Here is a 14,645-nt window from a genome sequence, read left to right on the forward strand (position 1 = left end):
GCCCCAAAAGCGAAACCCCCGTCACCTTGGGAGGAGACGGGGGTTGGCTTTATTAATAGCCTGACGATGTCCTACTTTCACACGGGAACCCGCACTATCATCGGCGCTGAGGCGTTTCACTGTCCTGTTCGGGATGGGAAGGAGTGGGACCACCTCGCTATGGTCATCAGGCTTAACTTGTTGCCGCCGAGCACCTGTGGGGTGCTTTGCGACCAATTGGTAGAGTCGAAGCTTCGTGGAATTGAACCACGCAAGCGGAATCAGCGGTGGTCTTTCGACCGGTGAACTTGATTGCGTCCAAGGATATTCGTTGGAAGAACTGCACAACGCTTGTCCTCAGACAGCTTTGATCGTTGGATCAAAGTTATAGGGTCAAGCCTCACGAGCAATTAGTACTGGTTAGCTTAACGCATTACTGCGCTTCCACACCCAGCCTATCAACGTCCTGGTCTCGAACGACTCTTCAGGGGGCTCAAGGCCCCGGCAAGACTCATCTTGAGACGAGTTTCCCGCTTAGATGCTTTCAGCGGTTATCTCTTCCGCACATAGCTACTCGGCGATGCCACTGGCGTGACAACCGATACACCAGAGGTGCGTCCACTCCGGTCCTCTCGTACTAGGAGCAGGCTCTCTCAATCTTGCAGCGCCCACGGAAGATAGGGACCAAACTGTCTCACGACGTTTTAAACCCAGCTCACGTACCTCTTTAAATGGCGAACAGCCATACCCTTGGGACCGGCTACAGCCCCAGGATGAGATGAGCCGACATCGAGGTGCCAAACACCGCCGTCGATATGAACTCTTGGGCGGTATCAGCCTGTTATCCCCAGAGTACCTTTTATCCGTTGAGCGATGGCCCTTCCATACAGAACCACCGGATCACTTTGTCCTACTTTCGTACCTGCTCGACTTGTCAGTCTCGCAGTCAAGCACGCTTATGCCAATGCACTATCAGCACGATTTCCGACCGTGCCTAGCGTACCTTCGAACTCCTCCGTTACGCTTTGGGAGGAGACCGCCCCAGTCAAACTGCCCACCATACACTGTCCCCAACCCGGATAACGGGCCAAGGTTAGAACCTCAAACACACCAGGGTGGTATTTCAACGTTGGCTCCACGACACCTAGCGGCACCGCTTCAAAGCCTCCCACCTATCCTACACAGATCTGTTCAAAGTCCAATGTAAAGCTACAGTAAAGGTTCATGGGGTCTTTCCGTCTTTCCGCGGGGAGATTGCATCATCACAAACATTTCAACTTCGCTGAGTCTCTGGAGGAGACAGTGTGGCCATCGTTACGCCATTCGTGCAGGTCGGAACTTACCCGACAAGGAATTTCGCTACCTTAGGACCGTTATAGTTACGGCCGCCGTTTACTGGGACTTCAGTCAAGAGCTTGCACCCCATCATTTAATCTTCCAGCACCGGGCAGGCGTCACACCCTATACGTCGACTTTCGTCTTTGCAGAGTGCTGTGTTTTTAATAAACAGTCGCAGCCACCGATTCTCTGCGGCCTCATTGGGCTCCCCAAGTAAATGGTTCACCTACTAAAGGCACACCTTCTTCCGAAGTTACGGTGTCAATTTGCCGAGTTCCTTCTCCAGAGTTCTCTCAAGCGCCTTAGAATACTCATCTCGCGCACCAGTGTCGGTTTGCGGTACGGTCGTATGTAGCTGGAGCTTAGTGGCTTTTCCTGGAAGCAGGGTATCACTCACTTCAGCGGCAAGCCGCCTCGTTATCACGCCTCATCTAAGCTGCCCGGATTTGCCTAGGCAGCACGACTACACGCTTGAACCGGGACATCCAACACCCGGCTGAGCTAACCTTCTCCGTCCCCACATCGCACTACATATCGGTACAGGAATATTGACCTGTTTCCCATCAGCTACGCATCTCTGCCTCGCCTTAGGGGCCGACTCACCCTACGCCGATGAACGTTGCGTAGGAAACCTTGCGCTTTCGGCGAGGGGGCTTTTCACCCCCTTTAACGCTACTCATGTCAGCATTCGCACTTCTGATACCTCCAGCAGCCTTCACAAGCCACCTTCACAGGCTTACAGAACGCTCTCCTACCACTTGCTATTGCTAGCAAATCCGCAGCTTCGGTAACTGGCTTAGCCCCGTTACATCTTCCGCGCAGGACGACTCGATCAGTGAGCTATTACGCTTTCTTTAAATGATGGCTGCTTCTAAGCCAACATCCTGACTGTTTTAGCCTTCCCACTTCGTTTCCCACTTAGCCAATTTTGGGGACCTTAGCTGGCGGTCTGGGTTGTTTCCCTCTTGTGTCCGGACGTTAGCACCCGGTGCACTGTCTCCCAAGCTGTACTCATCGGTATTCGGAGTTTGCAATGGTTTGGTAAGTCGCCATGACCCCCTAGCCATAACAGTGCTCTACCCCCGACGGTAATACTTGAGGCACTACCTAAATAGTTTTCGGAGAGAACCAGCTATTTCCAAGTTTGTTTAGCCTTTCACCCCTATCCACAGCTCATCCGCTAGTTTTGCAACACTAGTCGGTTCGGACCTCCAGTAAGTGTTACCTCACCTTCATCCTGGCCATGGATAGATCACTTGGTTTCGGGTCTACACCCAGCGACTGAACGCCCTATTCGGACTCGATTTCTCTACGGCTTCCCTATTCGGTTAACCTTGCCACTGAATGTAAGTCGCTGACCCATTATACAAAAGGTACGCCGTCACCCTTGCGGGCTCCGACTGTTTGTATGCATGCGGTTTCAGGATCTATTTCACTCCCCTCCCGGGGTTCTTTTCGCCTTTCCCTCACGGTACTAGTTCACTATCGGTCGATTACGAGTATTTAGCCTTGGAGGATGGTCCCCCCATATTCAGACAGGATTACACGTGTCCCGCCCTACTTGTCGCACGCCTAGTTCCACACCCTACATTTTTCATACGGGGCTATCACCCGCTATGGCCGGACTTTCCATTCCGTTCTGATATGCAAGATGCTAAAACGTGCAGGCTCTTCCGATTTCGCTCGCCACTACTTTCGGAATCTCGGTTGATGTCTTTTCCTCGAGCTACTGAGATGTTTCAGTTCACCCGGTTCGCCTCGCATACCTATGTATTCAGTATGCGATGACCTTACGGTCGGGTTTCCCCATTCGGAAATCTCCGGATCAAAGCTAATTTGCCAGCTCCCCGAAGCTTATCGCAGGCTATCACGTCCTTCGTCGCCTGTAATCGCCAAGGCATCCACCACATGCACTTAGTCACTTGACCCTATAACTTTGACGCCCACACGCGGTGAGCATCGGTCAATGACTGTTTGAGTATTTCGCGTTATGCCGTTCTTCAAAACTCGCTTCAATCGATTTCTCGATCAACTCAAGTTGAATATCTGTTGACGCAATCAAGTTCGTCATCGGCGGCACGGTGCATCCCTTTCGGTCTGCTTTCCGCCGACAACGCTGATTTTCGACTCTACAAATTGTTAAAGAGCAACAGCCGATTCTTTCGAACCGCTGACGAAAACAGCCTGGCGGGAACACCAAGCTGCTTGCGTCAGCGACGATTTCTTCTTCTTCAAGAGAACGCCTTCTTCAAAGACGTTGGTACATTGGTGGAGGATGACGGGATCGAACCGACGACCCCCTGCTTGCAAAGCAGGTGCTCTCCCAGCTGAGCTAATCCCCCGATGGAAGTTGGTGGGTCTAGTTGGGCTCGAACCAACGACCCCCGCCTTATCAAGACGGTGCTCTAACCAGCTGAGCTACAGACCCTTGTTCCGGATTGAACCGTTCTCTTGAACTGTTGTCACAACAGCCGATAAGCGTGGGCGCTAAAAATTGAGCACCATTTTTTCCAGAAAGGAGGTGATCCAGCCGCACCTTCCGATACGGCTACCTTGTTACGACTTCACCCCAGTCACGAACCCTGCCGTGGTAATCGCCCCCCTTGCGGTTAGGCTAACTACTTCTGGCAGAACCCGCTCCCATGGTGTGACGGGCGGTGTGTACAAGACCCGGGAACGTATTCACCGCGGCAAGCTGATCCGCGATTACTAGCGATTCCGACTTCACGCAGTCGAGTTGCAGACTGCGATCCGGACTACGACCGGTTTTCTGAGATTAGCTCCCCCTCGCGGGTTGGCAGCCCTCTGTACCGGCCATTGTATGACGTGTGTAGCCCTACCCATAAGGGCCATGATGACCTGACGTCATCCCCACCTTCCTCCGGTTTGTCACCGGCAGTCTCATTAGAGTGCCCTTGCGTAGCAACTAATGATAAGGGTTGCGCTCGTTGCGGGACTTAACCCAACATCTCACGACACGAGCTGACGACGGCCATGCAGCACCTGTGTTCTAGCTCTCTTTCGAGCACGAAACCATCTCTGGTAACTTCTAGACATGTCAAGGGTAGGTAAGGTTTTTCGCGTTGCATCGAATTAAACCACATCATCCACCGCTTGTGCGGGTCCCCGTCAATTCCTTTGAGTTTCAACCTTGCGGCCGTACTCCCCAGGCGGTCAACTTCACGCGTTAGCTTCGTTACTGAACAGCAAGCCGTCCAACAACCAGTTGACATCGTTTAGGGCGTGGACTACCAGGGTATCTAATCCTGTTTGCTCCCCACGCTTTCGTGCATGAGCGTCAGTACAGGTCCAGGGGATTGCCTTCGCCATCGGTGTTCCTCCGCATATCTACGCATTTCACTGCTACACGCGGAATTCCATCCCCCTCTACCGTACTCTAGCCATGCAGTCACAAATGCAGTTCCCAGGTTGAGCCCGGGGATTTCACATCTGTCTTGCATAGCCGCCTGCGCACGCTTTACGCCCAGTAATTCCGATTAACGCTTGCACCCTACGTATTACCGCGGCTGCTGGCACGTAGTTAGCCGGTGCTTATTCTTCAGGTACCGTCATTAGTCCAAAGTATTAGTTCAGACCGTTTCTTCCCTGACAAAAGCGGTTTACAACCCGAAGGCCTTCTTCCCGCACGCGGCATGGCTGGATCAGGCTTGCGCCCATTGTCCAAAATTCCCCACTGCTGCCTCCCGTAGGAGTCTGGGCCGTGTCTCAGTCCCAGTGTGGCTGGTCGTCCTCTCAGACCAGCTACAGATCGTCGCCTTGGTAGGCTTTTACCCCACCAACTAGCTAATCTGATATCGGCCGCTCCAATTGCGCGAGGTCTTGCGATCCCCCGCTTTCACCCTCAGGTCGTATGCGGTATTAATCCGGCTTTCGCCGGGCTATCCCCCACAACTGGGCACGTTCCGATATATTACTCACCCGTTCGCCACTCGCCACCAGGATTGCTCCCGTGCTGCCGTTCGACTTGCATGTGTAAGGCATGCCGCCAGCGTTCAATCTGAGCCAGGATCAAACTCTTCAGTTCGATCTTGATAAATTACTCAAAGAATTGAAGTGAACTTCACTTCTATGAGCGTTTAAGGTCCATGAGACCTCGAGTCTTGCGACTCTTCGGCACTCGCCTTCTAACGCCCACACTTATCGGCTGTTAATTTTTAAAGAGCTGCAAACCGGCTTCGCCGTCTTGCTTTGCTGTTCGATCTATCTCGTTCAGCGCAGCCTTAGACTGTAGCACCTTTTTGCTCGACTTCAACAACTTGCTTGATTTTTTTCGTCCGCCGCTTTCGCCGCCTGCCGAAACCAATCTGTTGCCTTGGTCGCTTCGTTGATTTGTCATCAGCGAAGCCCACGATTATGCACAGACGTCTTGGGATCGTCAACACCATAACCCCTGTAATTTTGTCGGGATTCTCTGAAATGCCGCGACACACCGAGAGTCCCTTCATTCCGCCGCCGGGGCTTCGCAGGCGGCGAGCCATCGGCGAGAATCCGCGCCCTGCCCCCGTTGGGAGGCGCGTCCGGCCGTCTGGTGGCAAACAGCGGTCGGCGTTGATAGAGCCAACATACAAGAGACCCCGATGTACGACACGCCCTTCGTCAACAACCCCTTCGAATCGACTATTGACCCCGGCACCGTCCTGCAACGCGTTGAACAGTCGGCTGGCATCGCCCAGCTGCAACGCCGCGTGTTCGCCCGTGCCGACAAACTGCGCGGCGTCGCCGCCGACCTGATGGAGCACGACGCCAAGATCGAGGCGCTGTTCGCGAACGGCCCCCGCGCCGGTACCGCGCTCAAGAAAACGACCAAGGGCAAGGCCGAGGCCTGATCCCCCCGCGCAGCGCGGCCTGCTGTCCGGTCCGCGCTGCGCCCTCTCCCTTACCCCTCCGCCCTACCCTCCACCCCTCGCCGGACCCCGCTCACCCCAGAGCCGTGGCGCCCGTGCCGACCCAGGGCAACAATGCGTGAGCATGACGGCCCTCCCAGACGACCTCGCCGTGCCCGCTCCGCGCGCGGCCATCGCCTTGGCATGGAGCATCTTCTGCGTGCTGATGGTCACCATCGGCATCCAGGATCACCTGCGGCAAGGCGGCACCACGCTGTGGAAGCCGCTGCTCTGGGAAGGCAGTTCGCTGCTGGTCGCGAGCCTCATCGGCGCGCTGCAATGGCGCCGCGTCGCCCGGCACGACGCGCTGCTCAACCGCCCCTGGCGCTGGTTCTGGTTGCGGCTGCGCTGGTTGCCGCTGATCGCACCGGCCTTCGTCTGCGCCGTCTATGCGCTGCGCCACGCGGTCCACGCGGCGCTCGATTCGCCCTACCCGCACGACCCGTGGCCGGTGGTGTTCCGCTACGAGACGCTGAAGTTCTCGATCTTCTACCTGCTGTTCGTCGCCGTGGTGTTCGGCCTGCGCTCGCATGCAGCAATGACGCAGGCGCGGTGGCGGCTGGAGCGCGAGAGCCGCCTCGCGAAGAGCGCGCAGCTGCTGCAACTGGCGCAGCAGATCGAGCCCCACTTCCTGTTCAACGCGCTCAACACGATTGCCTCGACGGTGCACACCGATCCCGACCTGGCCGATTCGCTGCTGACGCGCCTGGCCGCGCTGCTGCGTGCCGCCACCGACCTGGCGCGCCGCCCGGAAAGCGCGCTGTGCGATGAGCTGGCGCTGCTCGAGGCCTATGCCGCGATCATGCGCGAGCGCTTCGCCGACCGCGTCGAGATCGTGTTCGAGTTCGACCCCACCGCGCAGTCCTGCCTCGTGCCGACGCTGCTGTTGCAGCCCCTGCTGGAGAACGCGTTCCGCCACGGGGTCGAGCGCCGACTGCAGCCCACGCGCATCGTCGTGCGCACCCGGCGCGCGGGCGCCCGCCTGAGCCTCGAGGTGGAGGACGACGCCGGCGAGCTGCACGGCACGCCGACGCCCGGCGTCGGCCTCGCCAACCTGCAACAGCGCTTGGTCGCGCGCCACGGCGCCGACGCGTCCTTCACCTTGCAGCCCCGTCCCGAAGGCGGCGTGCTGGCCCGCATCGAGCTGCCATGCGTGTGCTGATCGTCGACGACGAAACGCCGGCACGCGAGCGCCTGCGCCGCCAACTGCTCGCCTTCGACGATGTCGACGTCGTCGGCCAGGCCCGCGATGCCGCCGAGTCCCTCTCCGCGGTCGCCACGCTGGCGCCCGACGCGCTGTTCCTCGACGTGCAGATGCCCGGCCCGAGCGGGCTGGACGTCGCCGCCTCGCTGCCCGACCCGGCGCCCGCGGTCGTCTTCGTCACCGCGCACGACCGCTACGCGGTGCAGGCCTTCGACGCGGCCGCGGTCGACTACCTGCTGAAGCCGGTCGATCCGCAGCGCCTCGCGCAGTCGGTGCAGCGCCTGCGCGAACGCATCGCCGCCCCGCGCCGGCCGGCGCGGCCTGCGCAGCTGCTGGTGGCCGAGCGCGGCCGCACCGAGGTGGTGGCGGTCGCCGAGCTGCTGTGGCTCGAAGCGGCCGACAACTACGTCGTGCTGCACACCGCCGACCGCGCGCCGCTGCTGCGCCGCACGCTGGGCGGGCTGCTGGCCGACCTGGGCCCGGGCTTCGTGCGCACGCACCGCGGGGCAGCCGTCGCGCTGGCGCAGGTGCGGCAGATCGAGCCGCTCGGCAAGGGCGATGCGCTCGTGCACCTGCCCGCGGGCCAGTCGGCACCGTGCAGCCGCCAGTTCCGCGCCGAATTGCTCGCGCAGTTGGCCACCTTGCGCTGATCCGCTTCGCCCCGCCGGGGACACGCTTCGTCCCGGCAGGCTCGCCACGCGGCGCGCCCAGCCTCAGGCTGACGGCATCCCTGCCACGGAGGCGCCCATGACCATCCCGTCCGACGACACCACCCGCCGCTACCCGCTCGACTGGCTGCGCATCGCCGCGTTCGCGCTGCTCGTTCCCTACCACGTGGGCATGTACTACGTGAGCTGGGACTGGCACATCAAGAGCCCGCGCTGGCAGCTCTGGCTCGAACCGTGGATGCAGATGCTGTCGCCCTGGCGCATGGACCTGCTCTTCATCGTCTCCGGCGCCGCCACCGCGCTGATGCTGCACGACCACGCGCCCAGCGTGCCGTGGCTGCGCCGGCGCAGCGCGCGCCTTCTGCTGCCGCTGCTGCTGGGCATGCTGGTGATCGTGCCGCCGCAGTCGTATTTCGAGGTGCAGCGCCGCTTCGGCTACACCGGCAGCTACCTCGACTTCCTGCCGCTGTACCTGCGCGGCGAGAACGCCGGCTTCTGCGACGCACTGCACGGCTGCCTGGTGCTGCCGACCTGGAACCACCTCTGGTACCTGCCCTACCTGTTCGCGTACACGCTGCTGCTGTGGGGGCTGCTGCGCCTGTGGCCCGGCGCGATCGACGCGCTGGCGTCGGCGGCGCTGCGTGCCTTGCGCGGCGTCGGCCTGCTGCTGGTGCCGATCGCACTGCTGTTCGTGTCGCGCCTGCTGCTCGCCCGCCGTTTCTCGGCCACGCATGCATTGGTCGACGACTGGTTCCTGCACCTGCAGTACCTCGGCATGTTCCTGTTCGGCGCGGTCGTCGCACGGGGCCTGCCGATGATGCTGCGGGCGCTGGCCTGGCGCTGGCCGGCATTGGTCGCGGCGCTCGCCGGCTGGGCCGTGCTGCAGTTCCTGGCGATGTCGGGCGAGGGCCAGCCGTGGATGCGGGCGCTCGCGTTCTCGGTGCTGCAATGGAGCGCGCTGGTGGCTGCGCTCGGCTTCGCGCAGCGCCATGCCGACGTCGATGCGCCCTGCCGCCGAACGCTCGCCGAGGCGGTGTTCCCGCTCTACCTGCTGCACCAGACGCTGATCATCCTGCTGGCACACGCGCTGCTGCCGTGGGCGCTGCCCTTCGAAGCGGAAGCGCCGCTGCTGGTCGCCGGGACCTTCGCCCTCGGCTGGCTGGGCTACCGCCTCGCGCTGCGCAGCGGGCCGCTGCGCATCCTGTTCGGGCTCAAGCCGGCAGCAGCAGTTCGCGACGCTCGCCGAACTGTCGCCACCCACCGCGCGTGAAAGCCCGCGCGATCTGGTCGCGCGAGGCCGCCGCCACCGCGGCCACCATCTGCCGCAGCAGCGTCTCGTCATCCGGGGTCGCCGCGCGCAGGCGCAGATCGCCGGTGCCGACCGCGGCACCCAGCGCCGGTGCCGCCTCGAAGCGCAGCGTGTCGCGCTGGGTCCTGAAACCCAGGCCGGCCAGGAAGGCCAGCCGCGCGTCGCCGTGCGTCTGCCATTGCGGCGTGCGCGGCGGGTGATCGTGGCAGTGGCCCACGGTCGTCAGGCCCGCGTCCGCCATCGCGCGGCGGGCGCCCTCCAGCAACGCCCGTCCGATGGCATCGGCCTCGCCGTCCCAGGGCAGGTTCAGCAGCACGATGTCGAGCGGCCGGCCGACCCGCGGCAAGGCCCAGAACGCGACACGCCCGCAGGGACGGCCGTCGCGCCACGCGACGAAGCACCACTCGGGGCGCGACGATCCCGAGGCGAACAGCCCGTCGAGGTAGCGCACGGTGTCGTCGACGTGTTCAGGCGCGGTCTCCACCGCCGCGAACTGCCGCACGCTGTCCGCTTGCCGGATCTCGAATGTCATGCCGCCCCCTTCTCGAAGCCTTCCAGCACGTTGACCGCGTTGACGCCGACCTCGGCCACCGCGTAGCCGCCCTCGAACACGAACACCGTCGGCAGTTGCAGCCCGGCGATGTCGCGCCCGACCTGCAGGTAGTCGGCGCTGCCCAGCGCGAAGCTGGAGATCGGGTCACCCTCGAAGGTGTCGACGCCGAGCGACACCACCAGCGCCTGCGCGCCGAAGCGGACCAGCGCTTCTCGCGCGGTGTCCAGCGCGGCGCGCCAGCGCTTGAAGTCGGTGCCGCGCGGCAGCGGCAGGTTCAGGTTCGCGCCTTCGCCGTCGCCGCTGCCGCGCTCGTCGGCATGGCCGAGGTAGAACGGGTATTCGGTGCGCGGATCGCCGTGCAGCGACACGGTCAGCACGTCGCCGCGCGCGTAGAAGATGCTCTGCGTGCCGTTGCCGTGGTGGTAGTCGACATCGAGCACCGCGACGCGCTCGAAGCCGCCGTCGCGCAGCGTCTGCGCCGCCAGCGCCGCATTGTTGAGGAAGCAGTAGCCGCCGAAGAAATCGGCGCCGGCGTGGTGGCCCGGCGGGCGCGTCAGCGCGAAGGCGCTGCGCTGCGTGCGGCCCTCCACCGCCTGTGCCGCATCGACCGCGCACGCGGCACCGGCCCGCGCCGCCTGCCAGGTGCCGGCCGTCAGCGGCGTGCCGGCGTCGAACGAGAACAGGCCCATGCGCGCCGCGAAGTTGTCGGGCAGCACGTCGGCGCGGAAGCCGCGCACCGGCCACACCGACGGCAACGCGTCGACCTGCGCATTCGCCGGATCGAGCGCGACCCAGTCGTCCCAGGCCCGCGACAGGAAATCGAGATAGCGCCCGCTGTGGATGCGCCGCAGCACGTCCATCGGCACCTCGCCCGGCTCGCGCAGCTCGCCGAGCGGGCGCCGCTTCAGCTCGGCCAGCACGTGGTCGAGCCGATCGGGCACCTCGTGGCACGGCACCAGCCGGCCGCGGTACATCTCGTGCCGCCCGGCATGCAGGTGATGCACCGGGTTGTGGACCGTCAACATCAGTCGCCCTCCTTCGGCGCGCCATCGGACAGCGGCTTGAAGAGATCGTCGAAATCTTCGGCGTTCAACGCCGCGTCGCTCGCCACGCCCTTCAGCAGCAGGTCCGCGAGCCCGGCCTTGCGGGCCTGCAGCTCGATCATCTTGTCTTCGACCGTGCCGCTGGCCAGCAGCTTGTAGACGAACACCGGCTTGTCCTGCCCGATCCGGTAGGCACGGTCGATGGCCTGCTGCTCGACCGCCGGGTTCCACCAGGGGTCATACAGGATCACGGTGTCGGCCGCGGTCAGGTTCAGCCCGACGCCACCGGCCTTCAGGCTGATCAGGAACAGCGGCACCTCGCCCTGCTGGAACTGCGCGACCAGCCCGGCCCGGTCATCGGTCTCGCCGGTGAGCAGCAGATAGGGCAGCTTCAGCCGCACCAGCTCCGGCTCGATCAGCGCCAGCATCTCGGTGAACTGCGAGAACAGCAGCACGCGCCGGCCGTCTTCCACCAGCGTCGGCAACAGGTCGAGCAGCAGCTCCAGCTTGGCCGACGGCGCGGCCTTGCCGGCGGCAGCCTGGGCATCGCCCTTCAGCAGCCGCGGATCGCAGCACACCTGGCGCAGCTTCAGCAGCGCGTCCAGCACCATGATCTGGCTGCGCGCGAGGCCCTGCTTCTCGATCGCGTCGCGCAGCTTCTCGTCCATCGTCGCGCGCACCGTCTCGTACAGGTCGGCCTGCGCACCGGACAACTCCACGCGCAGCAGCGTCTCGGTCTTGGCCGGCAGCTCCTGCGCCACCTGCTGCTTGGTGCGGCGCAGGATGAACGGCCGCACGCGCCGCGCGAGGTGCTGGGCCTGCAGGTGATCCTGCCGCTTCTCGATCGGCTGGCGGTAGCGCTCGCGGAACTGCAGCTCGCTGCCGAGCAGGCCCGGGCAGACGAAATCCATCAGGCTCCACAGCTCGCCCAGGTGGTTCTCGAGCGGCGTGCCGCTCAGGCACAACCGGTGCTGCGCGCGCAGCCCCTTCAGCGCGAGCGCGGCTTGGCTGCGGCTGTTCTTGATGCGCTGCGCCTCGTCGAGCACGACGTAGTGCCAGTCCTGCGCGGCCAGCACGTCGATGTCGCGCACCGCCAGCGGGTAGCTGGTGATCACCAGGTGCGCCTGGCCGAGGCGCTCGAAGTGCTGCATGCGCCGCGCGCCATGCAGCACCAGCGTCTTCAGCTGCGGCGTGAAGCGCTGCGCCTCGGTGTGCCAGTTGTCGACCAGGCTGGTCGGCACGACGACGAGCGACGGCCGGTCGAGCCGGCCGGCGTCGAGCTCGCCCTGCAGCAACGCGAGCGTCTGCAGCGTCTTGCCCAGGCCCATGTCGTCGGCCAGCACGCCACCGAGCCTGGCACGGCGCAGGAAATCCATCCACGCCAGCCCGTCGAGCTGGTAGTGGCGCAGCGTGGCGTTCACGTGGGGCGACGGCTCGACCGGCGGCAGCCCGTTGCCGTTGCCCAGGCCGCGCAGTTCGCGGATCAGCGCATCGAGGCTCGGCGGCGCGACGACGCGCGCGCCGGTGGTCAGCGCGTCGAGCGTGCCGAGGTCGAAGCGCGACAGCTGCACGCTGGCATCGGCGGCCTTCATCGTCGGCTTCTCGAACACGCCGCGCAGCCAGTCGAGCAGCGGCGCGATGCGCTGCACCGGCACGCGCAGCAACCGCTGGCGCGCCGGCGCGCCGAGCGGCAGCGGTGCCGACGGCGGCGCCTCGCCCGGCCACGGCACCAGCACCTCGCCGGTGCCGGCGCGCAGCGCGCTGTCGACCTTCAGCCAGCCGCTCTGCACCAGCCCGACCAGCAGCGGCACCAGGTTCACCGGCTGGCCCTCGACGGTCAGCTTCAGGCCGAGTCGGAACCACTCGCTGCCCGGGTCCTGCTGCAGGTCGACGGTCCAGTCGTCGGCCTCGTGCAGCTCGAACGGAAAATCGTCGTCGATCTCGACCAGCCAGCCCTGCTCCTTCAGGCGCGGCACTTCCTGCGTCAGCAGCTGCGGCCATTGGTCGCGCTGCTGCGGCACGAAGATCATCGGCTGGCCCTCGAGCGCCACGCCATAGCCGGCGCTGACGATGCGGCCGCTGCCGAAGGTGGATTGCCGCTGCATCGCGGCACCCGCCGCGAGGCTCCACGGGCGCAGGCGCAGCGGGTCGGTCATCGCCCGCACGGCCGCGGCCTCGGCGTCGGCATCGCGATCGAAGCGCGTCAGCTGCGCGGTGGTGGCGCCGCTGACGCGGGTCGCATCGAGGAAGGTCGCCTCGGCCTGCCCGGCCGGCAGGTGGTAGTCCACCGGCGGCATGCCCGGCACGCGGTAGCGCAGCAGCAGTTGCACCGAGGCCTGGCGCGGCGCGTGGTCGCTGACCAGCGGGCGGCTCGCGCGGGTGCCGAAACGCTGGTGCAGCATCGCCTCGGAGGCGGCGTCGACGCAGGTGCCCAGCCGCAGCACCGGCACCAGCGCCAGCGTGCCGAGGTTGCGCAGCGCACGCGCCCGCTCGTCGGGCACCGGCAACTGCAACCCGCGCTGCACCGCCAGGCCTTGCAGCCGCTCGGTGAAGGACGACAGCAGCTCGGCCGGCACCGGCGGCATGCGCGACAGCCAGTCGACCACCGGCGCATCCGGGGACACGCCCTGCAGCGCGGCCGGCCGCAGCGCCAACCCGCCGAGGTCGATCGCCTGCGGCTCGGGCAGCATCACGACGACCACCGGCTCGTCCTCGGGGCCGCGCCACTGCGTGTGCCAGTCGCCCATCTCGTCGGCGAACCAGTGCAGCGAGACGGGCAGCGGTTCGTCGACGCGCTGCGCCGCCGCACCGGGCGGATGCGGCAGCTCGCCGAGCGACGGCGGCACGATCCAGGCGCGCCCGCTGCGCAGGATCAGCTCGACCACGGCCAGCGCGTCGCGGCCCCGCATCGGCAGCGAGCCGGTGTTGACGTTCGGGCCGAGCAGCGGCAGCAGCGCGGCCAGGATCTCCAGGTCGGCCGGCGCCAGGTAGGCGGGCCGGTTGCGCAGCATGTCGATCACGCTCGGCGAATGCGGGCGGTGCGAGCCGAGCTCGCCGGTGCGCCGCAGGCTGCCCAGGTGCAGCGTCAGCACCAGCGTGCCGGCGCGCGCGGCCAGCACGTACATCAGCGTGCGCTGCGGCACGGTGGCCGCGCTCGGCGGCGGCACCGGCCGGCCGGCGATGTCGGCCAACTCGGCCAGCCACATCCGCACCGGGCGCGGCCAGTCGTCGGCGGTCGGCACCGGCGCGGCACGGGCCACCGGGGTGGGAGTCGTGTCGAGGCGGCGCGGCGGCGCGAGGTCGGGGTTCTTGCGGCGGCGCAGTTCGAGCGCCTCGAAGGCCATCAGCGCGGCGGCCACGTGCTTGCAGTTCAGGCCGACCGGGCATGAGCAGACGCCGCGCACTTGCAGGCCGAGCCGCCGGTCGATCGGCAACTCGATGCGCTGCTCGTACACGTGGGCGCCGCTGCCGCGCATTCGCGTGAGCAGCGCCTCGCCGTCGATCTGCATCGCCAGCAGGGCCTGCTCGGGTTGGAGCGCCATCGCCCGCGTCAGCGTCACGCGGTCGAACTGCTGGCCGAAATCGAACTCGGGGGGAATGGAAAATTCGGTCATGGGCTGCGGGCCATTGTCGTTCAGCCGGCGGCC

General features: G+C 64.5%; 7 protein-coding genes, 2 tRNA genes and 3 rRNA genes. 4 read left to right on the forward strand and 8 right to left on the reverse strand.

The features are described 5' to 3' along the window. Nucleotides 1–58: 58 nt before the first annotated feature. The 5 genes from rrf to BUE42_RS05265 form a co-directional block, all read right to left on the reverse strand. Nucleotides 59–171 (reverse strand): 5S ribosomal RNA (rrf, locus tag BUE42_RS05245). Nucleotides 172–368: 197 nt separating this feature from the next. After that, nucleotides 369–3,245, reverse strand: a 23S ribosomal RNA gene (locus tag BUE42_RS05250). Nucleotides 3,246–3,583: 338 nt separating this feature from the next. Beyond that, nucleotides 3,584–3,659, reverse strand: a tRNA-Ala gene (locus BUE42_RS05255). 9 nt (nt 3,660–3,668) lie between these two features. After that, nucleotides 3,669–3,745, reverse strand: a tRNA-Ile gene (locus BUE42_RS05260). A gap of 86 nt (nt 3,746–3,831) precedes the next feature. Beyond that, nucleotides 3,832–5,362, reverse strand: a 16S ribosomal RNA gene (locus BUE42_RS05265). The 16S, 23S and 5S rRNA genes sit together here with 2 tRNA genes alongside, the layout of an rRNA operon. Before the next feature lie 553 nt (nt 5,363–5,915). Here BUE42_RS05265 and BUE42_RS05270 point away from each other — a divergent pair. The 4 genes from BUE42_RS05270 to BUE42_RS05285 all read left to right on the forward strand — a co-directional run bounded on the left by BUE42_RS05270 (nt 5,916) and on the right by BUE42_RS05285 (nt 9,363). After that, a complete protein-coding gene (locus BUE42_RS05270) occupies nt 5,916–6,164 on the forward strand; it encodes a hypothetical protein (RefSeq protein ID WP_073463440.1) in 249 nt (82 codons plus the stop codon). Nucleotides 6,165–6,306: 142 nt separating this feature from the next. After that, nucleotides 6,307–7,383, forward strand: coding sequence for a sensor histidine kinase (locus tag BUE42_RS05275; RefSeq protein ID WP_073463442.1), 1,077 nt, complete (start codon nt 6,307–6,309; stop codon nt 7,381–7,383). Beyond that, complete coding sequence (locus BUE42_RS05280) at nt 7,371–8,075, forward strand: LytR/AlgR family response regulator transcription factor (protein ID WP_073463444.1); 705 nt, start codon at nt 7,371–7,373, stop codon at nt 8,073–8,075. Before BUE42_RS05275 ends, BUE42_RS05280 begins: the two co-directional genes overlap by 13 nt. A gap of 97 nt (nt 8,076–8,172) precedes the next feature. Continuing rightward, nucleotides 8,173–9,363 carry an acyltransferase family protein gene (locus BUE42_RS05285; protein ID WP_073463446.1) on the forward strand — a complete coding sequence of 397 codons (1,191 nt, stop codon included), beginning with the start codon at nt 8,173–8,175 and terminating at the stop codon, nt 9,361–9,363. On the opposite strand, the gene BUE42_RS05290 is transcribed toward BUE42_RS05285, so the two are convergent. Genes BUE42_RS05290 through BUE42_RS05300 form a run of 3 tightly spaced genes read right to left on the reverse strand, consistent with a single transcriptional unit; the run spans nt 9,305 to nt 14,612 of the window. Next, a complete protein-coding gene (locus BUE42_RS05290; protein WP_073463449.1) occupies nt 9,305–9,934 on the reverse strand; it encodes a hypothetical protein in 630 nt (209 codons plus the stop codon). The genes BUE42_RS05285 and BUE42_RS05290 overlap by 59 nt on opposite strands. After that, nucleotides 9,931–10,980, reverse strand: coding sequence for a histone deacetylase family protein (locus BUE42_RS05295; RefSeq protein ID WP_073463451.1), 1,050 nt, complete (start codon nt 10,978–10,980; stop codon nt 9,931–9,933). The genes BUE42_RS05290 and BUE42_RS05295 overlap by 4 nt, the downstream gene beginning before the upstream one ends. Then, on the reverse strand, nt 10,980–14,612 hold the full coding sequence (locus BUE42_RS05300; protein ID WP_073463453.1) for a DEAD/DEAH box helicase: 3,633 nt from the start codon (nt 14,610–14,612) through the stop codon (nt 10,980–10,982). The genes BUE42_RS05295 and BUE42_RS05300 overlap by 1 nt, the downstream gene beginning before the upstream one ends. Between the last annotated feature and the right edge of the window lie 33 nt (nt 14,613–14,645).

This window comes from Rhizobacter sp. OV335 (assembly GCF_900142965.1).
Classification (GTDB): Bacteria; Pseudomonadota; Gammaproteobacteria; order Burkholderiales; family Burkholderiaceae_C; genus Rhizobacter.